General features: G+C 48.6%; 23 protein-coding genes. 18 read left to right on the forward strand and 5 right to left on the reverse strand.

What is annotated here, in order from left to right:
- The 6 genes from ACI955_RS14820 to ACI955_RS14845 form a co-directional block, all read left to right on the forward strand.
- A partial coding sequence (locus tag ACI955_RS14820; RefSeq protein ID WP_415244519.1) for a Sua5 family C-terminal domain-containing protein occupies positions 1-185 on the forward strand: 185 nt, incomplete at its 5' end.
- On the forward strand, positions 182-721 hold the full coding sequence (locus tag ACI955_RS14825; RefSeq protein ID WP_415244520.1) for a hypothetical protein: 540 nt from the start codon (positions 182-184) through the stop codon (positions 719-721). The genes ACI955_RS14820 and ACI955_RS14825, both read left to right, overlap by 4 nt.
- Before the next feature lie 183 nt (positions 722-904).
- Positions 905-1,855 carry a sodium-dependent bicarbonate transport family permease gene (locus ACI955_RS14830; protein WP_415244521.1) on the forward strand — a complete coding sequence of 317 codons (951 nt, stop codon included), beginning with the start codon at positions 905-907 and terminating at the stop codon, positions 1,853-1,855.
- 5 nt (positions 1,856-1,860) lie between these two features.
- The gene (locus ACI955_RS14835; RefSeq protein ID WP_415244522.1) at positions 1,861-2,163 is read left to right on the forward strand and encodes a P-II family nitrogen regulator; all 303 of its coding nucleotides are present in this window, start codon (positions 1,861-1,863) and stop codon (positions 2,161-2,163) included.
- Between the two features lie 446 nt (positions 2,164-2,609).
- Positions 2,610-3,266 (forward strand): OmpW family outer membrane protein, encoded by a 657-nt coding sequence (locus ACI955_RS14840; RefSeq protein WP_415244523.1) that lies wholly within the window; start codon positions 2,610-2,612, stop codon positions 3,264-3,266.
- A gap of 89 nt (positions 3,267-3,355) precedes the next feature.
- Positions 3,356-4,222, forward strand: a complete 867-nt coding sequence (locus tag ACI955_RS14845; protein WP_415244524.1) for a delta-class carbonic anhydrase — start codon at positions 3,356-3,358, stop codon at positions 4,220-4,222.
- Between the two features lie 16 nt (positions 4,223-4,238).
- Here ACI955_RS14845 and ACI955_RS14850 read toward each other — a convergent pair whose 3' ends face one another.
- Positions 4,239-4,922: a response regulator transcription factor gene (locus tag ACI955_RS14850; RefSeq protein ID WP_415244525.1), complete on the reverse strand. Its 684-nt coding sequence runs from the start codon at positions 4,920-4,922 to the stop codon at positions 4,239-4,241.
- The gene (locus ACI955_RS14855) at positions 4,919-6,478 is read right to left on the reverse strand and encodes an ATP-binding protein (protein WP_415244526.1); all 1,560 of its coding nucleotides are present in this window, start codon (positions 6,476-6,478) and stop codon (positions 4,919-4,921) included. Before ACI955_RS14855 ends, ACI955_RS14850 begins: the two co-directional genes overlap by 4 nt.
- Before the next feature lie 525 nt (positions 6,479-7,003).
- Between ACI955_RS14855 and ACI955_RS14860 the strand changes: the two genes are divergently transcribed.
- Together ACI955_RS14860 and ACI955_RS14865 are read left to right on the forward strand one after the other, a co-directional pair.
- Entirely contained in the window at positions 7,004-7,660 is a 657-nt protein-coding gene (locus ACI955_RS14860; protein ID WP_415244527.1) for a hypothetical protein, read from the forward strand.
- 492 nt (positions 7,661-8,152) lie between these two features.
- Positions 8,153-9,529, forward strand: coding sequence for a DsbA family protein (locus ACI955_RS14865; protein ID WP_415244528.1), 1,377 nt, complete (start codon positions 8,153-8,155; stop codon positions 9,527-9,529).
- 79 nt (positions 9,530-9,608) lie between these two features.
- On the opposite strand, the gene ACI955_RS14870 is transcribed toward ACI955_RS14865, so the two are convergent.
- Positions 9,609-10,202, reverse strand: a complete 594-nt coding sequence (locus ACI955_RS14870; RefSeq protein ID WP_415244529.1) for a TetR/AcrR family transcriptional regulator — start codon at positions 10,200-10,202, stop codon at positions 9,609-9,611.
- A gap of 452 nt (positions 10,203-10,654) precedes the next feature.
- On the opposite strand from ACI955_RS14870, the gene ACI955_RS14875 reads away from it, so the two are divergent.
- The 10 genes from ACI955_RS14875 to ACI955_RS14920 all read left to right on the forward strand — a co-directional run bounded on the left by ACI955_RS14875 (position 10,655) and on the right by ACI955_RS14920 (position 23,414).
- Positions 10,655-11,698, forward strand: coding sequence for a glutathione S-transferase family protein (locus tag ACI955_RS14875; RefSeq protein WP_415244530.1), 1,044 nt, complete (start codon positions 10,655-10,657; stop codon positions 11,696-11,698).
- A 176-nt stretch (positions 11,699-11,874) separates the two neighbouring features.
- A complete protein-coding gene (locus ACI955_RS14880) occupies positions 11,875-12,999 on the forward strand; it encodes an acyl-CoA dehydrogenase family protein (RefSeq protein WP_415244531.1) in 1,125 nt (374 codons plus the stop codon).
- A gap of 36 nt (positions 13,000-13,035) precedes the next feature.
- The gene (locus ACI955_RS14885) at positions 13,036-14,238 is read left to right on the forward strand and encodes an acyl-CoA dehydrogenase family protein (RefSeq protein ID WP_415244532.1); all 1,203 of its coding nucleotides are present in this window, start codon (positions 13,036-13,038) and stop codon (positions 14,236-14,238) included.
- Positions 14,239-14,356: 118 nt separating this feature from the next.
- The gene (locus ACI955_RS14890) at positions 14,357-15,121 is read left to right on the forward strand and encodes an SDR family oxidoreductase (protein WP_415244533.1); all 765 of its coding nucleotides are present in this window, start codon (positions 14,357-14,359) and stop codon (positions 15,119-15,121) included.
- A gap of 191 nt (positions 15,122-15,312) precedes the next feature.
- A complete protein-coding gene (locus tag ACI955_RS14895; RefSeq protein ID WP_415244534.1) occupies positions 15,313-16,161 on the forward strand; it encodes a type 1 glutamine amidotransferase domain-containing protein in 849 nt (282 codons plus the stop codon).
- 46 nt (positions 16,162-16,207) lie between these two features.
- Positions 16,208-16,597: a hypothetical protein gene (locus ACI955_RS14900; RefSeq protein ID WP_415244535.1), complete on the forward strand. Its 390-nt coding sequence runs from the start codon at positions 16,208-16,210 to the stop codon at positions 16,595-16,597.
- Positions 16,594-18,402, forward strand: a complete 1,809-nt coding sequence (locus ACI955_RS14905; RefSeq protein WP_415244536.1) for an arylsulfatase — start codon at positions 16,594-16,596, stop codon at positions 18,400-18,402. Before ACI955_RS14900 ends, ACI955_RS14905 begins: the two co-directional genes overlap by 4 nt.
- A gap of 236 nt (positions 18,403-18,638) precedes the next feature.
- On the forward strand, positions 18,639-19,751 hold the full coding sequence (locus ACI955_RS14910; protein WP_415244537.1) for a glutathione S-transferase family protein: 1,113 nt from the start codon (positions 18,639-18,641) through the stop codon (positions 19,749-19,751).
- A 172-nt stretch (positions 19,752-19,923) separates the two neighbouring features.
- Positions 19,924-21,153: an NADH:flavin oxidoreductase/NADH oxidase family protein gene (locus tag ACI955_RS14915; RefSeq protein ID WP_415244538.1), complete on the forward strand. Its 1,230-nt coding sequence runs from the start codon at positions 19,924-19,926 to the stop codon at positions 21,151-21,153.
- A gap of 260 nt (positions 21,154-21,413) precedes the next feature.
- Positions 21,414-23,414 (forward strand): alkyl/aryl-sulfatase, encoded by a 2,001-nt coding sequence (locus ACI955_RS14920; RefSeq protein ID WP_415244539.1) that lies wholly within the window; start codon positions 21,414-21,416, stop codon positions 23,412-23,414.
- A gap of 49 nt (positions 23,415-23,463) precedes the next feature.
- Here ACI955_RS14920 and ACI955_RS14925 read toward each other — a convergent pair whose 3' ends face one another.
- Both ACI955_RS14925 and ACI955_RS14930 read right to left on the reverse strand, forming a co-directional pair.
- Positions 23,464-24,564 carry a DUF2855 family protein gene (locus ACI955_RS14925; RefSeq protein ID WP_415244540.1) on the reverse strand — a complete coding sequence of 367 codons (1,101 nt, stop codon included), beginning with the start codon at positions 24,562-24,564 and terminating at the stop codon, positions 23,464-23,466.
- Between the two features lie 126 nt (positions 24,565-24,690).
- Entirely contained in the window at positions 24,691-25,713 is a 1,023-nt protein-coding gene (locus tag ACI955_RS14930) for a glutathione S-transferase family protein (RefSeq protein WP_415244541.1), read from the reverse strand.
- Positions 25,714-25,862: the final 149 nt, after the last annotated feature.

The following is a 25,862-nucleotide window of genomic DNA, read 5'->3' on the forward strand; positions in this document are numbered from 1 at the left end:
TGATGATGCCCAGCGATCCCAAGAGCTGCGGGCAGTCGCTTTATGCACATCTACGAGAAGTCGATACCTGGGCTTGTGAGTATCTGTTAGTCGAGCAACCACCGTCCGAAATGGCATGGGAAGCCGTACGTGACCGTTTAAAACGCGCCTCCGGGAGCCGGCAGGGCACAAGGAATATCATATGAATATGTTAGCACTGGTAGGGCGTCTAGACGATATCCCTCGCCCGGGTATTGGGCTGAACAACTTCTTATTGTTTAAGAGTCAGCATGATCCTGTAATGAGTGCTGAAATGCTGCTGGGGATATGGCTTGACCCGCATATGGTGGTGGACACCCCAGATGTCCTAGTAATGGCGAATCAGCATGTTGATCAGGATATTTGCATCAAGGAGAGCGCCGGGCTGCAGGGTATTTGGACGATCTGCTGGCTTGGCGCAGCAGACGAAAAGGATGCCAATGCTATTTGCCGCCTTTTGCTTTTAGAATCCTTGATTGAGCACTTTAGCGCCCGTAAGCACGAACCGCCGTCAGGGCGTTTTATCCCGGTTTTTCCCAGTAGGACGTCTGAGTCTGAGCTAAGAAATGAAATGGACCGTCTGGGGGCACAGAATTCACATTACCTGATGCCAGCTTGGTTCCAAGATGCTGCCACGGGGCGATTATTTCAGCCAGATGTGGACGCCGCCGCGCCGGAGCAGAGGGGGAATCAAGAGCAGTGACACAGGGCGTTTATCCGATGTCGCATACTGGTCGGTGGAATATCCGCGATGCGGTGGATAGAATCTGCAGGTCATGCACAGCCGCGTCAATGCAATAATAAAATTATCATTATGCTTCTACATATTTAGTCAGGTCGCTGACCTGGCTGCAAATTAATCGCAAAGACAGAATAGAGATTAACAATGAATGTGACCGACCCTATTATCCTGTTTTTTCTGCTAGGTCTCGTCGCCGGCTTACTGCGTTCGGAGTTGCGTCTTCCGGCGTCTATTTATGAATTTGTGAGTATTCTGTTACTACTCGCCATCGGTCTCAAGGGTGGTATCGAACTAGCCAAACAGCCCTTCGCAGATTTACTGCCAGATATGGTGGCTGTGGTGGCAATGGGCTTTGTCCTTGCCCTGCTGGCCTTTCCAGTACTTCTTTATCTGGGCCGCTTCAAGCGGGCAGATGCGGCTTCGATCGCCGCACATTATGGCTCGGTGAGTGTTGGCACCTATGCAGTGGCAGTCGCCTTTCTCGGCTCCCGCCAGGTCTCCTTTGAAGAGCACATGCCGCTACTTTTGGTGTTGCTGGAGATCCCCGCCATTTTAGTTGGTATTGTTTTGGCGCGAGGTTTGTCACGGCAGACGCGTTGGCGAGAGGTTGGCCACGAAGTCTTTTTAGGAAAAAGCATTGTGTTGCTAGTGGGCGGCCTGCTCATTGGTTGGGCTGCGGGACCGGAGGGATTGTCTTCAATCACGCCGCTGTTCTTTGATCTCTTTAAGGGTATTCTGGCCCTGTTCTTATTGGAAATGGGCTTGCTCACAGCAACACAGGTGGGCGGCCTGCGCCGCCACGGATTATTTCTGGTTGCCTTTGGAATTGGGATGCCGCTGTTTTCGTCGCTAGTGGGCACCGCTCTTGGATTGGTGCTGAATCTGTCTGTTGGCGGAATCACCATGCTCGCAACCTTGGCCGCTAGTGCTTCTTACATTGCGGTACCCGCCGCCATGCGGATATCGGTACCCGAGGCCAGTCCGACACTGTCGCTGGCGGCCTCGCTAGGTGTTACATTCCCGTTCAATGTCTTGTTTGGCATTCCAATTTATTATGCGCTCGCTCAATGGGCACATACGACTATGGGAGGATAAAAATAATGCAAGGACATACACGCAAGCTCTTGACCGTGATCACCGAAGCGGCCGTCGAAGGGCCGTTGATCCGGGATATCGAGCGCCAAGGTGCTCATGGCTACACCATCACTGACGCCCGTGGCAAAGGCACCCGTGGGGTTCGTAATGCCGGCTGGGAGGCAAGTGGCAATATTCGCATAGAAGTGGTGTGTGACGCTGATACGGCGACTAAAATTTCCCTCTTTCTGCAGGAAAAGTATTACGATAATTACGCCATGATCTTGTTCGTGAGCGATGTCGAAGTACTTCGACCAGAGAAGTTTTAAATGCCATGAATTAAATGGCGCTTGTCGAGCCCATTTACTATCAATTTCGGACCAAGCTACGCCCAAATTTTGATGCTGCAAGCAATGAGGCGGGGGTGGCGTCACAATTCTAGACGTCGATACGTCATTTGCACCAGGAGGCCATCGATCCCCTGGTGACTCACAGATGAAAGTAAAAATTTTTAAGGTTGAGAAAATGAAAGACTGATTTCCTTCGTTTTTTTTGGTATCTCAAGGCTGCATACATCGTCTTAAGTTTTCTGCCTTGCCGGGGAGTAGATACCACTTGTATATAGTTGTAGATTTATCCCCGCGCGCCTAGCAACACCCCTTAATGTCCTTTCTCCAGTCCCCCTGCTTAATCTAATTTTAATGTTGGCGTTAAGAGTTATTTAGATACTTTCCCTAATATGGAATTTGTTTAGATAACTTACTGTGAGAAAAAAATGAAAAAGTCTGGTGTCACTATAGCGGTTTTAGCCTCTCTAATTGCCTCACAACATGTCGTCGCATTTGAAAAAGGAAATCTAATCGCACGCGTAGGTATTGCAAATGTTAGCCCGGATGAATCCACCTCTAACGTCTTTGTCGGCGGCGCTGATCAAGGCGCTAGTCTTGAAATTGGAAATGATACCCAGCTGGGATTGAACTTTGCTTACTTCATAACGGACAGGATCAACGTTGAAGTACTAGCGGCAACCCCTTTTACCCACGATGTGTCATTTAGCAATGGTGCCCGACTAGGCGAAGTAACACACCTTCCTCCTACCGTTAGCGTTAACTACTATTTAAATACGCCTAGCAGTGCGTTCCAGCCTTACGCCGGAATTGGCTTAAATTACACTTTTATTTATGACGAAGAATTCTCGTCAGAGAACGAAGCCGCAGGCTTGAGTGATCTGTCTCTTGATAATTCCTTTGGGCTTGCTGCGCAGATAGGCGCCGATTACATCCTTGACGAGAAGTGGTTCATAAACGGCGCGGTACGCTGGATAGATATTGATACTGAAGCGACATTTAGTGCAGGCGCTGACAGAGGTTCGGTGAGTACGATTGAGATAGATCCAGTCGTATATATGGTTTCAGTTGGCTATAAATTTTAACAGAAAAGGCATAACACTCACTCATCGGGGGCCGCAGGGCTTTGAACTTAAACAGGCCGGTCCCTGCACTTTTTAAAGGAATAAATATTATGAAATCGATGAATTGTAATTTTCAGAAAAACATGATTGCTCTGGCTATCGGTGGCGCCTTAGTGATGTCTATGTCAGCGTCCGCCAATTGTGTCAGTGACAGCGTGGTTGACAAGCAGCGTGTTGCCCTAGAAGAAAATACCGATGGCAAGGGCTTTGGGCCCCAATCTCCGCGCGATATTGATCAAGGCTCTGGCGTGAATGAGCGAGTTTTTGGCACTGCGCCAAACCGGGCTCAAATGAATTTATGTAATATCCATTTTCATAAAAACGCTGAACATAAAGGCGGAAACTTCACTACTTATGCCGGTAATGGAGATGGTAAGGGGTCGGAAACCGGCTATGTATATGATGGCAAGCTGAGCTCAGCGCAACTTAAGCCGATCAAAGGTGAGACGTGTGCGGCTAAGGGTGACTCCTTACAATCAGGAGATACCCTGGAAGTTCACTTTGTATTCTCCTCCGCCGATATTAAGCCCGGACCAACCCTTGGTGCCTGTTTGTCTGACAGTACGATGAACCCTGGGCTGAGGGTTGAAGGGCAGGTGATTGTCTTAGCTAATGACAAAAAGGCGATAGACTTTAAGGACCTCACAACTGTGAGCACCATAAATGGCTATTACCAGGCGCCAAATATCCCAACTGATACGGGCATACCGATTGAATATTTAGGTTCTACTACTGGGCCATCACACAATGAAACAGCGTCGCCCTTAAAAGTGAGCTGGAGCGTAAGGCCAGATGTTGCGGTCGTGGATATTAACTCGGTAAAAGACTGGTGCGACGGTAATGTTTTTAAGGAAGATTATTCCCATGGTGTTCGCAACTTGGTAGTGAATCCGAAGTTATTATCACCCATCAACTAATACTTGGTAGTGATGACTAGGCGCTGCTTAAGCTAAGGCGATAACCAGTGCCACGCAGAGTCTGGATAGTGATCGTTTGGTCACTATCCAGTTTTCGTCTCAGTCGGCTAATATATACATCGACTATATTTGTGTTGGGATCACTATGAGTTTGCCAAACACGACTTAGAATACGTTCCCTCGTTAACACTTTTTTCTGATTTTCAATTAAATATAGTAGTAATTCATATTCAATTTTTGTTAGCGAAAGCTCTTCACCCTTTAGCAAGGCAATTCTCTCCTCTAACAACAATTCTAAACCGGCAAAGCTCAATGTATTTCGCGAGGATTTTTCTGAGGTGCCCAACAATCTGCGCAGCGCGGTAATACGTGCCAGCAGCTCGTCAAAGTCAAAGGGCTTACACAAATAGTCGTCGGCCCCGGCTTGCAAGCCTTTCACTCGTTCACTCACCTCATCTAAAGCCGTTAACATTAACATCATCGGCGGCGCGGGCAGGGCTTTAATTGCGGCGATAATAGTTAAGCTATCTTCCGATCCAAATAAACGATCCAACACCACTATTTTGGGGGAGTTCTTCTTAATATAAGGCAATACTTCATGTAGATCATTAATAATGACACATTCATAACCTTCTGCCCGGAGACCGCGAGCCAAAAAATTGGTCAACGGTTTTTCGTCATCGGCAATAAGAATATTCATGAAGGTAACTCGGTAGGTAATATAACGGAAAAAGTGGAGCCTTCTCCCTGAATAGATTGTACGGTTATCTGCCCCCCATGTGCCTCGACTATCGCTTTGGCAATGGGTAAGCCTAATCCTAAGCCCTCGTTAATACGACTAAAGCGCACGAAGCGTTCAAATATATTTTCAATTTCAGCAGCAGAAATACCTTCACCAGTATCTTTTACGGTAATAGTGATAAGTGCTTCATTTTTTGTAATACCCACTTCCACCGCCCCGGCAGGTTTCGAATATTTGGTCGCATTGTCGAGTAAAATAGAAATCACTTGCTGAAAACGCGGTTTATCTATGGCTACTTCGATATCCCTCAGCGTTTCGTCTACTGTGAAAGATATTATTCTATCATCGCTACGGCGCTGCCAGCGGCCCACTTCGGCGCTAAGCAGAGTGACTACATTGAGTCTTTCTATTTGGAGTTGCAGTTGATGCATTTCTGCGCGGGTCAATATTAGTAGGTCGTCAACTAACTTACTTAAATTTACGGACTGCTCTAAAATTGCCGATAGAGTCTCTTTATACTCATCCTGGCTTGCGGTTCTCATGCGTAAAGTGACCTGGGCTTCACCACGAATAATAGTTAAGGGCGTGCGCAGCTCATGAGACACATCAGCAATAAACTGGCGTCGACGTGCATCAATTTTAGTGAGCTGTAAGTTTGCCTTAGTGAGTTCACTAGTACGTTGCTCCACATCAAGCTCAAGTTGTTTTCTTGATCTTATTTCATTGGCCTCATGCTCTTTCAAACGTTTGGCGAGCTGATTGATCGAAGTGGCAAGCCCTTCGAACTCCTGATCTAACTTCTCCGATATTGGCTTGTCATACTCCCCTGATGCAATAGCATTTGCGGCGCTGCGAATTAGAATGATGGGCTGGTAAAGCTGATTGAACAGCCAGTAGCAGCCATAAATAATAATAGAAAATGATATTAAGCCAAGTCCACCGGAGAACCAAACCATGGCGGTATTAAGCGTATTGATCTGTGCGTTTATAGTTGCAACTACCTTGCTTTGCCTACTGACCGCGGCATTAATCGCTTCTCTAAATTCATCGTCAATCGTCACTTCCAGTAAACTACGCAAGCGCTCCTGTTGGTCAACGGGCGCTGCATCACCACCGATAAAGACAAGTTGGAATCCTTGGATAATCACGTCTATTAGTAATTCAAGCTCATCGGTATCCTCAACACTCCCCTTGGTGTGTTGAACACCGAGGGCCTCTCTTTGCTCTAATTCGAGCTGTCTAATAGTGCTTAGCGACTGACTAATTAAAGCGCGTTTATTGCGAACAATAGCCTGGTTGGCACTTTGGCCAAGAATCACTTCATCGGTTAATTGCTTAAATAGTCGATATGAGATGCCGGAAACTCGCTCATGCTCAACCAATAAAGACTGTGCAATATTACTTTGTTTTAAGTTTTTACGATTAAGATTGGCTGATAATACCGTGCTGAGAATGGCTAGTAGCAGGACTAGTGATGTGATCAGGCCAAAATAGAAAAGTTTACGCTTATACATATTGACCTACGTAAGGTTAAGACATAGTTAATGATTGATAACATAGCAGCTAATAAACGGCTCGATTGCGGCTAGAAATGGTTGTGATTCGATACGCTTTGTTAGCTAATAATAAGTATTCAAAATGCTATATAGCGGTGACAAACTGCGGGTTCAAAGCGTAATATCTATCGTTCTTAGTCTAGCAAGTAATGTTGATCTAAACTAGCTGACTAAAGCGTATAAAATTTCTCACAACTGATTGAATTGATTGCTGCAAAACGAATTTTAAGGATCCTCAAATTACTCATATAACTATGATGATAGAGTATGTTATTTCATTGTAATTTAATGTGTTTTTAATGAATTTATCACTTTTCTTGGTTTATTATATGGCTTCTTGATCCCTAGAGTTTTTAGCTAGGGATTTTTGCTTTTAATGTATTCAAAATATAAGACTATGGGGATGCTAAATTGAACAGAATATTGGCCGTCACGATTAGTTTTTTGTTACTAACGTCCGCAATGCATGTTGGTGCCTCGAACATGTCTGGGGTCCATGGCCCGGGGGTGACGGCTGGCGATCGTAGTATGCAGATCCGTATAGCCTTAGCGCCTGCCGATGAAGACGGCCAAGAAGACAACTGGGCGTCGCGTTTGCACTATCAACATGCTTTTAATGACGAATTCAGAGGCCGTATTATTTTACAGTATCGTGATCGTGGCGAATTTCTGTATGAGTACATTCGTGCAGAGATGCTTTATAACTTTAGAAAGCAAGTGGACGATGATATCTGGTCAAGTGGTGTGCGCTTCGATATTCGCCAGCGCAGGGGTGATAATCCGCAAATGTTTGCAGTTAACTGGACGAATCAATGGGGGCTAGCGAATGGTATCCGCATTCGTGGCATTTTAATTGGGGCATGGGAGTTTGGTAGCGACAAGGCGTTCACCGGTACTGGAATTGAAACTCGGGCTAGCATATCTAAGAAGCTTGATAGTGGAATTACCCTAGGTGTCGAGATGTTTAATGATTATGGTCGCCTTGGGGAGTTTGGTTCTTTTAATGAGCAGGGGCACCAGATTGGCCCGACAATAGGGTGGAGTTTCGGTGGTTTGAAGTATGAGGCTCGCTATTTAGCGGGAGTCTCTAATGGTACTAGAGACCACAATTTTGGTATTCAGGCTGATAAATCCTTCTGATATTCCTAGCAGCCTTCCATAAAGCGCTATATCGAAAGGAGTCTTCAGTTTTAGGCGGGGCATGTTTGATTTAGGCGCGCGACATTAATTGCTTCCAAATTTATTTCCCCCTATGGGAGCGGTTTTACGTTGGTTTTCGGGTTTTTAAAAACAGCGCATAGGATGCCAGCGCTCCCGCAATTTCTTATCGCATGCATTATTTTTTCTAAGTTTACAGCCAGTCTATAGGCGACGTTGTCGTCGCCTTTCGTATAATATTCGATTAGTTTCTCCGTACGTCTTTCGCGCAGGTTTCTTCTGGGCCGGTGTGACTGCCTTTGCGATGAGATGTTTTTAGTGACGACTTTTTGAATTGCCTGCCAGTTGTTACAATCACGATAATGTCATTAATAGTGTCATTATGCTTTGGGTGGCGGCTTCGATGAACACTAGCGCTGATGGCTGCCTTGCAGTGTTGTCTATTGGCATTGAGCGTATATAGGAATAAGAATAATGAATGAAACCTTTAAGGATCAGGGTGGTGCGTCGACCTCAGAGCCAAGTCGGCTGCTGCGGTGGGTGACGTCAAGGTTGTTTATGACTCGTTTGGCGCATGCCGATTACCAGCGCAAATCCCGCGAAAAACATGAAAGGCAGCGGGCAAAGGCAGGATCCAGAGGGCTTATTGAATATTTTCATCAAGTAGATGATGGCTATAGCTACCTTGCCGCGCAGTTATTGCAGCAGTTTAGTGAGCGCTATGATGTGGATGTAGTCTGTCATCTGGTGTCTGGCCCTGTTGGGGATAATGCGCCAGAGCCGGAGTTGCTATTGAAGTTGGCGATAGAGGATGCCGGTCATATCGCGCCGCATTACGGACTGGAATTCTCTGCTGCGCGAAAATTACCGGCGTGTGAGTTGCTTGAGCAAGCAAATGCGATATTGGCCAAGCAGGATTCGGCGGGGTTTATCGAGTGTGTAGTCGCAGTGAATACCGCGCTATGGAATCATGATCAAGCTGCCTTAACAGCGCTTGCGGATCACTTTGGTGCGCTGGCGCCTGCGGATACCGTTCGCCAAGTCGAGCAAGGCAATGCGCGGCGTAACGCGCTCGGGCATTACTCGGCGGCCATGTTTTACTACGGCAATGAGTGGTTTTGGGGCGTTGATCGTCTCTACCATCTTGAGTCGCTTTTGGCTGAGCTTGGTCTAGATAATCGCTCGGGTGAGCCGCTACTTGCTCCCCGTAAAGACATGGAGATTGGCTCGCTGCGAGACACCGGAACCCTGACATTTGAAATCTACCCGTCTTTGCGCAGCCCATATACTGCTATTATATTTGATCGCGCGCTGGAGTTGGCGAGAACGACGGGTGTGAATCTAGTGGTTAAACCGGTACTGCCGATGGTGATGCGTGGGGTGCCCGCCACCCGTGAGAAGGGCACGTATATTATGCGCGACTGCGGTCGTGAGGCGAGGGCGGCAGGAACGGCGTTCGGTCCGATTTACGATCCCATTGGTCATCCCGTTAGGCAATGTTATTCGATCTATCCTTGGGCTTGTCAGCAGGGCAAGGGCAATGAATTACTGTCTAGCTTTTTGCGTTGTGCGTTTGCCGAGGGTGTTAACACCAATAAACTTAGCGGTTTGCAGAAAGTGGTCGAACAGGCTGGCTTGGATTGGAAGGATGCCCAAACTCATTTAGGCGACTTTGCGTGGGAGTCAGAGCTGGAGCAAAATCGCCTGGCGATGTACGACGCGGGTCTATGGGGCGTGCCGAGTTTTAGGCTACTTGATGAGGAAGGTAAGCAGGTACTTGCACTTTGGGGCCAGGATCGCCTTTGGTTGTTTGCTCGAGAAATTCAGCGGCTACTCGCTGACAGAAAGTAAAAGCGGTGTTTCTGATGCATGAAAAAGGAATTTGACTATAGCCGTCAATGTCGGCGACGACTGGCCTGAAATAGACTACTTAGTGAGTAATCAGCGTTTTAAGTAAACTGCTCACAATGCTAATGGTGCTGCGTTTGCTTTGGCCCTGATGTTCCCGAAGTCGATTCCATAGCTCAAACGAGGCAATAGCATCAATGGCTTCACGTGTTGATTGGGGCAAGTCTTTAATTTCTGGGAGCAAGTTATCTAAGTCTTTTCGCAGGCCGCGTTGACTGCGAGCATAATTTTTACGCAGTACATCATAGCGCCAGCGCTGCGCCGCCGCTGATAAAATAACATTGGCGACTTGCTCGTAAACAGCGGCATGTCGATCTACAGCATGATCAATACGTTCTTCCAGCGAACCATTGCGGTCGCCGGTAAGGATGAGCGTTTCGTAGTGGCTGCGAATGCTATCGTCTACCGCTTCGAAGAGGGTATTCATGTCTTCGAAATGCCTGAAAAAGGTGCGTATACCCACTCCGGCTCGATCTGAAATTTGCTGTGCGGTCGGTACCAGAATGCCTTCTTCTAACAAGCTTAGTGACGCTTCAATAATGGCGGTGCGGCTGCGTTCTGTTCGCTGGCGACGACCATCGCTCTCCGGCTCAATTTTCGAATTTGATGTAGTCATCTTATATGCTCTGCTCACCTTATAGAACGAAGTTCGCCGCCCTAAATACCGATACCTAATTGTAACACTCAAATGCTGGGCCAAATTACGACGAAAATTATCTTGGGTCACTTTAGTCGCTGTGAACCTGCCATCTCAAATAGTTTTAATCAACTATTTATGGGGATTTCCTAATAGTGCTGCTTCGCTTCAGGCTTGCCACTCAAATCAAGGTTAATGTTTGCGTGGCCCGGTTCGTTCCGCTGCGTCTTCTCGTCTTGAGTTAAATTGAGGATAGCTTTAACATCTGGCATCAGTTGTGACAATAGTATATTGTTTGTGCAGACCTGCCCAGCTGTAGCGCGTCTAATCACGATTGCGACGTCGCAGAGTAGAATTTAAATAATAGGGCGTGCTCTGAATTTGGATGCTTGTAGGGCTTGCCTGCAGGTACAGTATCTAAGAGGTTTAAGATGCTCATACGTGAACCATTGCGCTTAATAGGCGCAACCGCATCGCCCTATTCATTAAAAATGATAACCTTAATGCGGTATCGACATATTCATTATTCGGTGACCTGGGGTATGCCAGAAGTGGTGCTAGAGAAAATGGGTATTGAAAAACCTAAGATGGTTTTCTTGCCGACATTTTTATTTGAAGACGATGCTGGTAAGCCAGTCGCCACCTGCGATTCAAGCCCAATTATTCGACGCTTAGAGACTATGTATGATGGGCGTTCGGTCATTCCGCAGGACCGGGCATTAGCCTTTATTGACTATTTGATTGAGGACTTTGCCGACGAATGGGTCACCAAGTATATGTTCCATTATCGCTGGTACCCTCAAGAAGATGCCGACAATGCGGGGACCTTGTTACCATTTTGTGCAGATATAAGCCTTAGCGATGCGCAGGCCGCAGAATTCAAAGCCATATTTACTAGTAGGCAGATTTCTAGGCTGAGTTACGTCGGTTCAAATGATATTACCGCGCCAGTTATTGAGGCTAGCTATCGGCGTTTTTTGCAGGCGATGGAAAAACATTTGAGTCGACAACCCTATATGCTCGGCCATCGCCCGGGAGCGGGTGATTTCGGTCTTTTAGGACAGCTCACCCAATTAATTGGGGTTGATCCCAGTCCCCGTCGTATTGCCCATCAGCTATCACCTCGTACCGTCGCCTGGGTCAATATTATGCAGGATCTGTCGGGGGTGAATCCTAAAGACAGCGATTGGACTCGCCTTGAGGATCAGCCTGATACCTTAAAGGAATTGTTGGCCGAAGTGGGGCGGGTGTATGCCCCTGCGCTGCTGGCCAATGCGGCTGCAGTGCAGGCCGGCGAGAAAACGTGGAGCACTGAAATTGACGGCGAACGCTGGGAACAGCGCGCTTTCCCTTATCAGGCTAAATGTCTTGTGTGGATTAACGAAGCTTATCGTGCGCTGGGTGATCAGGATCGCGCAAGGGTAGATAAAATACTTGAAGGCACCGCTTGCGAGACGATGTTGCAAGGAGTCTAGTCACACTCAAAAGTGGGGCGTCACTTACTCATTGTTCAGCCTTAGTTTGACGTGCAGTGATTGCCTAGGCCAGCTCGGCTTTTAGCGTAAACCGACTTACAATTTTTCGCAGTGAGTGTCAGCATTATGTTTGGTAGCTCCATGCTCAGTGTGATCTTAATTACTAAGGAATAATAATGACTGAAACCGCCCTTATGTTTGATTTAACACCGACCGAAGAAGAGAGCATGACCAGAGAGGTCATGCATCGATTCGCGCGTGAAGAAATGGCTCCCAATGCCCGCGATGCCGACGAAGCCGCTGCCTTAGCGGCGGGGTTTCTGGATAAAACTGCTGAATTGGGTCTGAATTTTATGCCCGTTCCAGATAAATTAGGCGGCGTTGGCGGCGGTCATAGGCCCATTTCTAATACCTTGCTTACCGAAGATCTGGCGCAAGGTGATATGTCTATGGCGCTTGCCATACTCGCGCCTCTTGCTGTTATTAACACGGTGATGAAGTGGGGTAGTGAACCACAGCAGGCGCTGGTCGCCACCACGTTGTTACAAGACACCTTTGTAGCTGCTGGGATCGCGCTGATGGAGCCCGGCATTGCTTGTGACGCAGAGAGTCTTGCCACGATAGCGCGTCAACAAGACGATGGTTCATGGGTATTGTCGGGTAAGAAAAGTCTGGTGCCCTTCGGCCCAGAGGCGAAGCTATTATTGGTGTTTGCGAATGCCGTATCTAGCGTCGGCGAATCGCTGGGAACGCGGGTTTTTCTGTTGGATAATTTCACCGTGGGTTGTGACTTTGAAAAAGAAGCGTATATGGGGCTGCGTCCCCTGCCGCTTTACTGCTTAAGTCTTAGTGATGTGCCGGTCTCTGGCGACGCTGTGCTGAGCGATGATTTTAAACTCCAGCATTTTCTTAGTTTAAGCCGCATCGCAACCGCCGCGCTTGCGGTGGGTACCTGCCAAGCGGTGTTGGATTATGTAAAAGACTATGTGAATCAGCGAGTGGCTTTTGGCGAGCCGATATCCAACCGCCAGTCCGTGGCCTTTATGGTGGCAGATATGGCGACTGAGCTTGAAGGTCTGCGTTTAATGGTTTATCGAGCGGCCTCACAAGCCGAACAAGGTTTAGATTTTACTCGTACGTCTTACCTCGCCCATCGACAGGCAATTAAGGTGGGTATGAAGACTGGTACGGATGGCGTTCAACTATTGGGTGGGCACGGCTTCACACGGGAGCACCCCGTCGAGCTTTGGTATCGCAATCTGCGGGCGCTTCAAGTCCTAAGCGGTATGGCCATCGTCTGAGCTCGCCCCATAGCAAATTGAATAAGGATTTATCACGTGATTAATTTAGAACTACCTAAAAATTTACAAGATTTAGATGGGCTTTTGCACCAATTTGCCGAGGGCGGTCTGCGGCCAATTTCGCGCAAGTACGACCTGCTAGAGCAGAGGGAGCTGCCAGAAGAGCTCGTGGAATTAGGGGCCTTGCTGAAAGTTGGGTCCTCACCACAGGCTACCACCGATACAGATGCTCCCAAGGAAGGCAATCGCAATGGCAATAGCATGCGAATGGCGGTTGCCACCGAGGCGATGTGCTGGGGTGATGCCGGTCTGTATCTTGCGCTTCCGGTTATAGGGCTGGGGAATGCGGCCGTTCAGGCGGTGGCGACCGAAGAACAAAAGACCGAGTGGGGTGAGTTGTTTGCCGCTATGGCAATTACGGAGCCGGGCTGCGGGTCTGATTCTGCCAATATCAAGACCACCGCCGTTCTCGATGGTGATGAATGGGTTATAAACGGCGAGAAGATTTTCGTTACCGATGGCTACCGCTGTCGTCAGGTTGTGGTTTGGGCGTCCTTGGATACCTCAATGGGCAAGGCGGCGATCAAGTCCTTCTTGGTACCAAAAGGGTCACCCGGTATGACGGTGACACGCGTAGAGCACAAGCTTGGTATTCGAGCCTCGGACACGGCGCAGATTGTTTTCGAAAATTGCCGCGTACCCAAGTCTAGTTTGCTTGGTAGTCCTGAAATCGCCACTACCGCAGCGGCCAGAAAGAAGGCGTTTGGCGGGGTGATGCAGACGTTTGATAATACCCGACCGCTGGTTGCCGCTCAGGCGATTGGCCTAGCGCGAGCAGCCTTGGATTTGGCTCAAGACCTCCTTAAAGAAAGCGGTCTAGAGCTTAAATATAACAAAAATTATCACCAACTCAGTGCCCTAGAAAATGACCTGTATGAGCTGGAGGCCGATTGGGAATCGGCTCGCTTGCTTGTTCTCAAAGCGGCTTGGATGGCAGATAACCGTTTGCCAAATTCAATGAATGCGTCTATGTCAAAAGCCAAGGCGGGCCGGATGGGCAATACCGTTGCCCTCAAGTGTGTCGAAATCTGCGGGCAATTGGGTTATAGCCAAAGTGAGCTCTTGGAAAAGTTTGCCCGTGACTCAAAGATTATTGATATCTATGAAGGCACCCAGCAAATTCAGCAGTTGATTATTGCTCGCCAGCTGTTGGGGAAAAGTTCCAGCGAATTAAAATAGCGATGATGTCTCAAGGTTTTTTCATCCCCTTGAGGCATGTGTTTCACGGGCCGACGCAGCGAAGTCTATTTATTGTGATGCGGCCTAGTTAGTCCTAAATTTTCTTGGAGAAGTGTTTGTGAGTACTCAATTATTTAATCTTAGTAAAAAAGTTGCGCTGGTTACCGGTGCCAGTCGTGGTATTGGCGAAGCGATAGCCAAGCTATTGGCCGAGCAGGGCGCTCACGTCATTGTGTCTAGCCGTAAGCTCATCGATTGTCAGGCGGTTGTGGATAGTATTATTGCGGCTGGTGGAAGCGCTGAGGCGCTCGCTTGCCACGTTGGCAGTATGGATGATATCGGCCAGGCTTTTACTCACATCCGAGAGACCCATGGCAGATTGGATATCCTGGTAAATAATGCCGCCACCAATCCCTATTTCGGTCATATATTGGACACCGATTTAGCTGCTTACAATAAAACCGTTGAGGTTAATATTCGCGGTTACTTCTTTATGTCGGTAGAGGCTGGGCGATTGATGCGTGAGCAGGGGAGTGGGGTCATTATTAATACTGCCTCGGTCAATGCCCTGCAGCCCGCGGCGATGCAGGGAATATATTCCATCACCAAGGCGGCGGTGGTTAATATGACCAAGGCCTTTGCCAAAGAATGCGCGCCACACGGTATTCGGGTGAACGCTTTACTTCCCGGTTTTACCAAAACCAAATTTGCTGGAGCCTTGTTCAGCAACGATGACATTTATCAGGCCGCAGTGTCCCAAATTCCTATGGGCCGCCACGCAGAGCCTGAGGAAATGGCAGGCACGGTTCTGTACCTGGTGTCTGATGCAGCCAGTTACACCAACGGCGAGTGTATTGTTGTCGATGGTGGCTTAACCATTTGATAGAAATATAGTGATTAGGATATGAAGTCGACGGCTGAGGCTAGTGTAAGCAAGCGTGGATAAAATAATTAAGTTCGACGGCCGTTACTGCAGTGTGTTGTTCTATACCTGTTTCACTCTGTGTAACTACGATAATAAAAGGCGTTCAGTAATGTTCGGATATCTGCCGCCATTATTGACCAGAGGGTGGTATGAAAAAACTAAAAATGACGGTTATCGTTATTGTGGCAGTCATCGCGCTTGTCGCCATCGCGCTGCCAACGGTGCTAAAAAAAGCAGGCTTACATCCTGATTATAACGGCGAGCACTATCAGTTTGCTGGTGGGCGGGCGCTTATTATTACCACTAGTCACGGCTTTCTAGCTGAGCCCGGATCTACAGAGGGTGATGCAACGGGTGTCTTTGCCTCAGAAATGACGCATCCATACTATGTTTTTAAGGCAGCCCGTATGGAAGTGGATGTGGCCAGTATTGAAGGTGGTCAGATTCCAATCGACCCGCTGAGTTTTCGTCGGGTGATCCGCAGCGCGGAAGATGAACGCTTTCTCGAAGATACTGTGTTTCAGGCAAAGGTAAAAAACTCTATTGCCATCACATCTGTTGATGTCAGTGACTACGACGTTATTTTTTTAGCGGGTGGCTGGGGCGCCGCCTATGACATGGGGTATTCCGAGGATCTTGGGCAATTGGTCAGTCAGGCCTATTATTCCTCCAGAAAGACGATTATCAGTTCAGTCTGCCACGGTGCGCTCGGTCTGATTCAAGCCAAGGGCAGCGATGGCAATCTCCTGGTCAGCGGACGCCGCGTTACTGGTGTCACCGACAAGCAGATTAAAGAGCTTGGTATTGAAGTTACGCCGATGCATCCGGAAACAGAGTTGCGCAAAGCGGGCGCTATATTTGAGGCCGCTACCGCCTTTCGCGATATTTTTGCAACACGGGTTGTGGTCGATGAAGAGCAGCGCTTCGTCACCGGGCAGAATCAAAACTCGGGTTTGGAAACCGCACACACCGTCGTCAAATTACTCGCTGAGCGCTAATGTTCGCCGGACATTAACGCTTTTGCATACAGGTACAGGGAAAATAATGAAAAAAGTATTGAGACTTATTGTCGGATTTATCGGCCTTCTATTTTTGAGTATGGGTCTGCGGTGGCTGCTTGCACCGGCAGGTATTGCCACAGAGTTGGGTATGCCGTTGCTGGACGGCGTCGGACGAAGTACCCAGATTGGTGATCTATCCGCATTTTTTATTACCTTGGGTCTTTGCGTGCTGATTGCCCTTAGCACCCGAAATTCACAATGGTATTACCCGGCCATACTGCTCTTAGGTCTTACGGCATTTGGGCGCATGATCGCCTGGCTAATCCACGATGCCGCTCTGCCACTGCAAATCATCGCGCCGGAAATTATTTTCAGTGTGATACTGCTGATAGCGGCCCGGGTGCTTAAGGAGTCGGTGGCCAGCAAACCATGAAAACTTCTTCCATTTTGAGTTTTTGTGCTGGTTTGCTATGTGCGCTCTCCGCGACCTCGGTGCTTGCTGTCGAGGCGGTGCCAGAGGCAAAGCCGCAGCCACTGTCAAAGCGTCCAAATATTGTGTTGATACTGGCGGATGATTTGGGCTTTACCGACCTCGCTTCCTACGGGAGTGAAATCAATACGCCATCACTCGATGCCTTGGCTAATGAAGGCATACGCTTTACCAATTACCACACGGCGGCAAACTGCGCGCCGGCGCGGGCAATGTTGTTGACGGGGGTGGATAATCATCGCGCTGGGGTTGCCAATATTCCAGAAATGACCCCGCCACAGCAACGTCATCACCCCGCTTATCAAGGTGTCTTGGGTGACAATGTGGTCACGGTAGCGACATTGCTGGAAGGCGCGGGCTACCGCACCTATATGGCGGGTAAGTGGCATCTTGGTCAGACCCAAGACAAGCTCCCGAGTCGCCGTGGCTTTCAGCGAACCGTTGCGATGGGAGATTCTGGTGCCGACAACTGGGAGCAAAAACCGTATTTACCAATTTATGAAAAAGCCAATTGGTATGCCGATGGCGAGCCAATAGATTTGCCCGATGATTTTTATTCTTCGGAATTTCTGGTTGATAAAATGATTGGCTTTATCGAATCCGATAGACCGCAATCCGAGCAACCTTTCTTCGCCTACCTACCCTTTATGGCAGTGCATATACCGGTGCAAGCGCCTCAGGAATTTACTGACCGTTACGAAGGCGTGTATCTGAATGGCTGGACGGCGTTGCGGGAAGCCCGCCGGCAGCGCGCTATCGACTTAGGTATTGTCCCGCCTGATGTGGCGGCAGTAGACATGGATACCAGCAGGGACTGGGATGCCTTATCGGAAGAAGACAAGCGCTTTGAAGCCAAGCGCATGGCCGTGTACGCGGGTATGGTTGAGGCAATGGACTTTCATATTGGACGCCTTGTCACCTACCTTAAAGACATCGGTGAGTTTGATAATACGGTTTTTATCTTCACATCTGATAACGGCAGCGAGCCCAGTGGACCAGCGGTACTCAATAATGTAAGAACAGGGATTTTGTTGGCACGTCAGGATTATACGGCGGATTACGACACCCTAGGTTTGAAGGGAAGCTTCGTTAATCTTGGGCCGAGCTTTGCGAGTGCCAGTGCGTCTCCGCTGGCATATTACAAATTTTATGTGGGGGAGGGCGGTTTGCGAGTACCCATGATTATGGCGGGCAAACCCTTAGCGGTGCAGCAGAAGCTCTCTAATGCCTTTGCCTATGTGGCTGATATTACCCCGACCATTCTTGCTTTGACTGGTGTTTCTGCGCCCGACGCTCGTTATGCGGGTAAACCGGTGGAGCAAATAATGGGCAAGAATCTGCTGCCCTTGGCGACCGCTGAGCTAGATCGGGTTTACTCCGATAGTGACTACGTCGGCTACGAGCTGGCCGGCCATGGTGTATTATTTCAGGGCGACTACAAGCTGGTTTATAACCGCGCGCCGGTGGGTGACAATACCTGGCGTTTATTCAATATAGTGGCCGACCCCGGTGAGACCCGAGATCTCAGTGCTGAGCAGTCCGGGCGCTTTCAAGCCATGTTGACGCTGTATGAACAATACAAATTAGACAACGGCGTTCTCGATCCACCAAAGGGCTATAACCATCAGCATCAGGTTGTTCTGAACGGTCTACACGATCGCTTTCGAGCTCATCTACTGCTGGGCTTATTTATGATCGTTATTGCTGTGGTTTTTATTGTGATTGCCAAACACCATCGCAGCCGCTAAAGCTTAGATAAAAATAATCATGCAGGAACTAGGCACAGAATCACACTCAGATGACTTGGGCTATATCGGCGCTGCGCACAAAGCTTGGCGCTGCCAGTTCCACGTCATATTTGCTTAGTACAGGTCGCGATACTGGATATTCCTCTAGCTAGGGTGCCGGCGAGTCTGGGTAATCATTACCTAGGCTTGCCGATAGAGCTATCGACGGCCGTCTCGAAATTTTTATAAGGTAAAAGATGATGAAGAGTCAATACAAATACTACGGGTGGCAGGCCTCATATTTTGCGGGAAAAATACGTGGTTATTTAAACTATAAGGGCGTGGATTACGTCGAAAAAAATATTAATATGATTGATATGTTGGTGACTCTTCCTAAACATACTGGCCGGCAAGCCATGCCAGCTTTAGAAACTAAACAGGGTGAGTGGTTCTGCGATACGCCACTAATTATGGCGGAGTTGGAAAAACGCCATCCACAGCCCCCAGTGTTGGTTGAGGGTCCAGTGCAAAACTTTGTGGCTGAGCTATTTCAAAATTGGGTGGACGATGCCTGGATACCTGTGGCCCTGCACAGTCGGTGGTCGTATCCAGAAAATTATGAAAAGTTAAATCGTGACGAAGCGGGTAAAAGCTTATTGCCTTTTGCGCCACGTTTTATTCGCAATAGAGTCGCAGATAAAGCCTTTTTGCAAAACATGGCGCGGCATCTCCCCGCTACAGGGGTGGTGCCAGAACAGCTTGCTTTGCTGGAGGCCTGGACCAAAAATTCATTAGATTTGCTTGAGATACACTTTAGTAAGCATGGCTATCTACTGGGTGAGCGGCCCACGGTTGCAGATTTTGGTTTGTTAGGGCCTATGTTTGGGCACTTAAACCGTGACCCATGGCCTAAACGGCAGTGGTTGGACCTGCGGCCTAATTTACAAAAATGGGTGGAGAAAATGGCTCGTGGTGATAAGACATCGGGCGAGCTGTTAGAGCATGATAAAATTCCCGAAACTTTGATGCCATTGATTAAAATAATCTTGACTGAATATATGCCTTTTATGGACAAAACCGTTCAAGACCTTAAGGGCATTATAGCGGCTAAACAACTTAAATCAGGTGATAAACTCCCTCGTAGTACCGGGCTTATTGAACTTGCGATGATGGATGCGCGGTATAAGCGGGCCTCCTTTAGCTACTCTTTATGGCGTATGCAGCGCACCCAAAAAATGGTGGCACAATACTCCCAAGTAGATAAAGATTGCTTGAATGCATGGTTGTTAAAATTGGGCCAAGCGGACTTTTTAACCGTGGATTTTGGCTGCGAACTCAAACGTCATGGCTTGGTGGCTGCCTTAGTGTAAAAGCAGTTTGAAGAAGAGTTCACGGTCGATTATGATTACAAATTGATCGTCTGCTGGTCATTGCTTACTTAGTTATTATTTGTGTGTTCATTTATGGCGCCTTCGTAGCTGCCATTTTCTGGCGTGTTTCAGGGGATATTCCCCGATTTAATTTTTCAAGTACGGAGTACCCATGGCCACCTTAAACGACGCATTTACGCTCCCAGCCGGAAGCACACTCATCAACCGCATAGCTAAATCAGCTATGAGCGAAGCCTTAGGTACAATGGATAATCGCGCTACCGACAAATTGGTACAGCTTTATCGAACGTGGGGTGCGGGTGGCACGGCTTTGCTGTTTACCGGAAATATAATGGTTGATCGTCGCGCGCTAGGCGAGCCTGGTAATGTTGTGATCGAAGATGACCGTGATATGGATACGCTGAAAGCTTGGGCGGCAGCGGGTAAAGAAAATGGCGCCGAAATTTGGGTGCAATTGAACCACCCCGGTCGTCAGTGTCCCAAAGGCTTGAATAAAGAATCGGTAGCACCGTCAGCGGTGGAGTTTAATAAGTCTATGCAGGCGTTTTTTGAAACGCCGCGCGAACTGACTGCAGAAGAAATTGAAGATATTATTGCCCGTTTCGCCAAGGCAGCAGGAATTTGCCGTGAAGCGGGTTTTAGCGGCGTGCAAATTCATGGTGCCCATGGATATTTGGTTAGTCAGTTCCTTTCTCCACATACTAATCAACGTACAGATCAATGGGGCGGAAGTACCGAGAATCGCCGACGCTTTGTGTTGGAGATATTAAAGGCGATGCGCGCGGCGACTGCGCCTGACTTTCCTATTGGTATTAAACTTAATTCCGCAGATTTTCAGCGTGGCGGCTTTACCGAAGAAGAATCTTTAGAGGTGATGTCGGCTCTCACCGATGCCGGAATTAACCTGATTGAAATTTCGGGTGGCACATATGAGGCACCAGCAATGACTGGCGTGCGTGAATCTACTCGCAAGCGTGAAGCCTACTTCCTAGATTTTGCCGATAAAGTCCGTAAACGCATTCCTGCAACACCCTTGATGGTGACGGGTGGCTTTAGAAGTGCCGCTGGTATGAATGAAGCGCTGGCATCTGGGTCTTTAGATATTTGTGGAATCGCTCGGATACTCGCCATTGAACCTGACGTGTCACGGCGCTTGCTCGCTGGTGACAATCCCCGCCAAACCGTAAAGCCAATCAAAACCGGCATTCCCTTGGTGGACAAGATGGCGATTATGGAAGTCACTTGGTACACCCGCCAGCTTCATAGAATTGGCAGCGGCAAAGCCCCACGTCCCAATGAAGCGGCACTAAAAGTGTTTCTTATTAGTCTTTGGGAGACCTTCACCGGCATAAGAAAAACCCGCCGATTGCGGGCGAGCTAAAACAAAAAAATAAAGGCGGTTTAACAGTTTTGACTTGACGCCGCTCCAACTCAATCACCCGCGCACAGTCAGTCGATCGCGTCTGAGGCCCCTTAATTTCTATTAAGCCGCTAGCATTTCGTGTGTCTATTGTAACGAAGCGGGGGCTTTATGTATTAGCCGGTTATTAAAGCGATGACCGGCTACACTTGACCTTGCGTTGCGGATTTACTGCCACTAAGGTTATTTACAAATAATAATTCGGCGATAGGGAATAGGCTATGAACAAGATCACATTATTGGCTGCGATGGGGCTGTGCGCAGGAATGACTCTGCTCGGTGCCTGCAGTGGCAGCGATGCGCCGCTGGAGCGGGCCGCAGATGCCGATGAAAATGGCAGTACACCAGCCACGACATACACCGCCGATATCAATCGCCAAGTATTGCAAAAACTACCCTTCGCCGATGAACAGGATTTTATTGAGGCCCAGCGAGGCTTAATTGCCAGAGACGATGCGCTCACCATTCGCGGCAAAGGCGGTAAGATTGTATGGGATCAGCCAGCGTACAACTTTATCACCGGCGAGGCTCCCGACAGTGTTAATCCCAGCCTGTGGCGACAAGCCAAACTCAATAATATTCACGGACTGTTTAAAGTTACCGACGGCGTTTATCAGCTGCGGGGGTTTGACCTCGCCAATATGACCATCATCCAAGGTGCGAGTGGCTGGATTGTGGTCGATCCTTTGACGACGGCTGAGACAGCTGCGCGGGCGGTTGAATTTGCCCGCCAACACCTTGGTGAAAGTGCGATTTCAGCCATACTGTTTACTCACAGTCATATCGATCACTTCGGTGGTGCATTAGGCGCGCTGTCGGCAGCCCAAACCAAGGCCGCTGATATTCGGGTAATTGCCCCGGCGGGTTTCATGGATGAATCGATTAGTGAGAATGTTTTAGCGGGACCAACCATGAATCGCCGTGCAGAGTATATGTACGGTATGCCACTGCCGAGAACGCCACGAGGTCATATTGATAGTGGCTTGGGGAAAGAGCCGGGTATTGGCACAGTGGGTATTTTAACGCCCACCGATCTAGTCGATCACACTGGACAAGCCCTGGTTATCGACGGCGTTTCTTTTGTCTTCCAAAATGTATCTGGTTCAGAGGCACCAGCTGAGTTCACCTTTTATTTGCCAGAGAAAAAAGCATTTTGCGGGGCCGAATTACTGTCCCGAAATATGCACAATCTTTATACCTTACGCGGTGCTAAAGTCCGTGACGCACTGGCCTGGAGCAGTTTTATTGACGAGGCAGGAGAAATTTTTGCAGAGGCTGATGTCTACTTTGGCAGCCACCACTGGCCTATCTGGGGGCAGTCGCGCATCGCTGAGTTTTTGGAAGTGCAAAGTGACACCTACAAATATATTCACGACCAAACCCTGCACTTGGCCTATAAGGGCTACACGCCGATAGAAATCGCTGAGCAGTTGGAGTTGCCAGCTGCGCTGCAGAAAAGTTTTTCAAACCGAGGCTATTATGGCACCACTTCCCATAATTCGCGCGCGGTCTACCAAGTCTATTTCGGTTGGTACGACGGCAATCCTGCCAACCTTAATCCATTGCCTCCAGAGGACGTTGGGAAGCGATATATTGCCTCTATGGGCGGTGCAGATAAGGTGCTAAATATTGCTCGGCAAGCGTTTGATAAAGGTGATTACCGCTGGGTTGCAACGCTGCTTAACCATCTGGTATTTGCCGAGCCAGAGAACCGAGAGGCCAAGGCCTTGCTGGCGCGTAATTATGATCAGTTGGGTTATCAAGCCGAATCGGGTCCCTGGCGCGATGTTTATCTTACCGGTGCTCACGAGCTGCGCCATGGTAAAACCGGTAAGACTCTGGACCTGAGTGTAGCTAAAGATATGGTAGTGCACTCACCGCGCTCAAATTTCTTTAATGTTATGGCGGCGCAATTGAATGGCCCTGAAGCCGACGGTTTAGAAATGACGATTAACTTCGTATTTACCGATCTAGCCGAAACGCATGTTTTAACCCTGAAGAATTCGGTCTTACATCATCGTCAGGCAGAAGCCGATCCCAATGCAAACGCAACGCTCAATATAAGTCATGATTTGTTTTTGGATATTGCCCTAGGGCAGGCGAGTATGAAAGATCTGCTATTTTCTGATCAGCTGTCTATTGATGGCAGTAAAATAGATCTGGCCCGATTTTTTGCGCTACAGGACAAACTCAAAGGCGTATTTTCTATCGTTACGCCCTAAGGGTGTGAGTACGTTGGCTAACAATTATTAGCCAACGTATCGCAAGGCCTTAGCTACCAGCAAGCATTGACGCCATAATGCCAGTGCTGCCTGACACCTTGTTATCAAGCAGATCCTGCCAGGCATCATTCACTGCCTTTGGGCCGTCAATCCATTCTACCTGCATGACATCTTTGACTTTTAAGGCGATGGTAAAGCTGGCTTCCATGGCCTTTGTCATGGCCACGCCGTGGCCCCACTCTTGGTCACGCTTGGCAATCTGGCTGGGAGCAAAGAAGAAACTCGGTTTGGCGCCAGGCAATTTGCCGACGTCGCCGCCACTTTCCCAGTGACTAGCGCCGACCATACAGCTTTCGACCATATTGGCGCCCAGATGATGGTGTAGTGCCGTGGTCAGTTTCATATCGCCAGACATATCCACGTAAGCGGTTGCTAGGGTGTTGTCTAGCTGCGTCTCTTCGCCATACAAAATGATATGGTCGCAGCAGTCTAATGAGTCGACAAATTCTTTATTGCGGGCTGAGGTGATGCCAATGACGGTTTGTGACACCAACGAGTCGTTGTGTAACATCATGGTCAGTCCAAATCCGGTTTTGGACGATGCCGCCCCCACCACCACTTGCTGCGCGCCAAAGAAATCATTATCAATCAGGTAGTCGTAGATGATGAAAGAAGTGGCAAATAGAGGGAATAGCAGGCAGCGTTGGTTTTCAAATTTTTGCACAGAGTCAGGTTCTGCCTGTGTCCGTCGGTAGGAGCTGTAAAGACTTGGGCCAGGCAGGTCGGCGCGATGCGCAGCAACGTCTCTAAAATACTCGGCTTTGATTTTCCCTGGCTCAAGAATGGCATGGCTAGCCATCGGGAAGAAACCCCAGAGACGCTCACCCACTGCAATATCTTGGCACCCAGATGTCACCACATTCGCACAGCCCCACACCGGCACTTTGCCCCAGTTATCTGCCGCGGGGTAGAACTTCCAATAGCCGATCATGTCTCCTGAAAGTGCATAACTGACGTTGTTGGCAGTAAGGGCAAACTTATCAATGGCGACAAGAATCTCACCAGCTTTTAAGGGACGGCTGGGCTCGGTCACTATTTTGGTATTGCGGTAGTTGCCGCGATCAACCCATAACTCGATGCATTGTGTCATTGCCTTGTTGCCCTTATTTTAATTTATAAATTTGGATTTGAATTTGCTCGGCTGAAGCTATGAAATTAAAAGCATTAATCTAAAAAAATCGACCTAAAATTAGTCATCTAAGAAACGTTCACGCAGTCATCGCTGTGACTTTAGGTGGGCCAGGCAATGGGTGTCTTGGAGAAAATCACTGAGTGCACTGTCGGGCGCTGCAACCTCAAATTTATCTTGGAGAATATCGAGACTGCCAGCCGGATACTTAAAGGTTTTTTGATAGTATTTTTGGCCATCCATTTGTAATTCGGTCTGCTTTTCACCTGCCCTATATGCTTTGGCATTGGCCACGCTCCAGGCAAGAAAGTGCGGGCCGACCTCGCGCTCAAAAATGGGTTTTAATGTCGCTTTTAAGGAATCAAGGGATTCGAATGCACCCTCAATACTTGGATGTTCCATACGCTTGATCCATGCCACGACCGAGGGCGCGCGCTGCTCAAGTATGGTCTCGCAGCTGGCGTCAGTCCAGGCTTGCCAGAGTTGTCCCCAAAGTCCAAAATCAGCAAAAGCGGGGCTGCCGCCAAATATATAAGGGCGGCTTTTAAGATGCGCTTCCAGCATGTCGATCAGCTGTGAAAATGAGGCAATCAGAATGGGTGCATTGTTTTCATTGGCGCCAGCAAAGGCCATTCGCGGCACCATTCTTTTAATAATGATGCGGGCGGCAAGGGGCGTCATGATTGGCGCGAGAAGCTTAAAACCTTTGCCCTCAACAACGCCGCGGCCCAGTGACACGCCGCGTCGTTTCTGGTCAGCCGGATACCCCCAGCGATAGTGGAACATCAGTTTGTTCACCCACTCATCGCCATACTCTTCTAGTAATTCGGACAGAAATCGGAGGGCGGGGTCCGGCGGATGGAGTGATGGCTCTGGCTGTTGTTTTTCTAGCATTTCCAGTATGGGTGTCGAATCCTGCATGGCGCTGCCAGTGGGCAGTAACAAAAGAGGAATTAGCGGTACCTTGGCGTGTTGCTGGTACAGGGCCTGATGTTTAAAACGATCCATCCACTCGAAGGGAAGATTTTTGTAGCGTAGCGCAGATCGCACTTTCAGCGAGTAACCCGACTCCGGTCGGCCCATTAATCGATAGGGTGTATTGGCATTCATAAGGGGCTGTCCTTAAAACTGTGTTTTAAATTACTGTCAGGATATAGATTTTGAATACCTAATTTTTCTTGTCGGTATGTAGAGTTAAACTAGGTAGCCGAGTTAGCAATATGGCATATATCCTATCAATATGTGGATGATCATGACTT

It is taken from the genome of Zhongshania sp. (genome assembly GCF_047636175.1).
GTDB lineage: Bacteria > Pseudomonadota > Gammaproteobacteria > Pseudomonadales > Spongiibacteraceae > Spongiibacter.

Bases quoted from the DNA above. Each gene is read 5' to 3' on its own strand.
- ACI955_RS14825 (WP_415244520.1), top strand. From the start codon at position 182: ATGAATATGTTAGCACTGGTAGGGCGTCTAGACGATATCCCTCGCCCG.
- ACI955_RS14830 (WP_415244521.1), top strand. From the start codon at position 905: ATGAATGTGACCGACCCTATTATCCTGTTTTTTCTGCTAGGTCTCGTC.
- ACI955_RS14835 (WP_415244522.1), top strand. From the start codon at position 1,861: ATGCAAGGACATACACGCAAGCTCTTGACCGTGATCACCGAAGCGGCC.
- ACI955_RS14840 (WP_415244523.1), top strand. From the start codon at position 2,610: ATGAAAAAGTCTGGTGTCACTATAGCGGTTTTAGCCTCTCTAATTGCC.
- ACI955_RS14845 (WP_415244524.1), top strand. From the start codon at position 3,356: ATGAAATCGATGAATTGTAATTTTCAGAAAAACATGATTGCTCTGGCT.
- ACI955_RS14850 (WP_415244525.1), bottom strand. From the start codon at position 4,922: ATGAATATTCTTATTGCCGATGACGAAAAACCGTTGACCAATTTTTTG.
- ACI955_RS14855 (WP_415244526.1), bottom strand. From the start codon at position 6,478: ATGTATAAGCGTAAACTTTTCTATTTTGGCCTGATCACATCACTAGTC.
- ACI955_RS14860 (WP_415244527.1), top strand. From the start codon at position 7,004: ATGTCTGGGGTCCATGGCCCGGGGGTGACGGCTGGCGATCGTAGTATG.
- ACI955_RS14865 (WP_415244528.1), top strand. From the start codon at position 8,153: ATGAATGAAACCTTTAAGGATCAGGGTGGTGCGTCGACCTCAGAGCCA.
- ACI955_RS14870 (WP_415244529.1), bottom strand. From the start codon at position 10,202: ATGACTACATCAAATTCGAAAATTGAGCCGGAGAGCGATGGTCGTCGC.
- ACI955_RS14875 (WP_415244530.1), top strand. From the start codon at position 10,655: ATGCTCATACGTGAACCATTGCGCTTAATAGGCGCAACCGCATCGCCC.
- ACI955_RS14880 (WP_415244531.1), top strand. From the start codon at position 11,875: ATGACTGAAACCGCCCTTATGTTTGATTTAACACCGACCGAAGAAGAG.
- ACI955_RS14895 (WP_415244534.1), top strand. From the start codon at position 15,313: ATGAAAAAACTAAAAATGACGGTTATCGTTATTGTGGCAGTCATCGCG.
- ACI955_RS14900 (WP_415244535.1), top strand. From the start codon at position 16,208: ATGAAAAAAGTATTGAGACTTATTGTCGGATTTATCGGCCTTCTATTT.
- ACI955_RS14905 (WP_415244536.1), top strand. From the start codon at position 16,594: ATGAAAACTTCTTCCATTTTGAGTTTTTGTGCTGGTTTGCTATGTGCG.
- ACI955_RS14910 (WP_415244537.1), top strand. From the start codon at position 18,639: ATGATGAAGAGTCAATACAAATACTACGGGTGGCAGGCCTCATATTTT.
- ACI955_RS14915 (WP_415244538.1), top strand. From the start codon at position 19,924: ATGGCCACCTTAAACGACGCATTTACGCTCCCAGCCGGAAGCACACTC.
- ACI955_RS14920 (WP_415244539.1), top strand. From the start codon at position 21,414: ATGAACAAGATCACATTATTGGCTGCGATGGGGCTGTGCGCAGGAATG.
- ACI955_RS14925 (WP_415244540.1), bottom strand. From the start codon at position 24,564: ATGACACAATGCATCGAGTTATGGGTTGATCGCGGCAACTACCGCAAT.
- ACI955_RS14930 (WP_415244541.1), bottom strand. From the start codon at position 25,713: ATGAATGCCAATACACCCTATCGATTAATGGGCCGACCGGAGTCGGGT.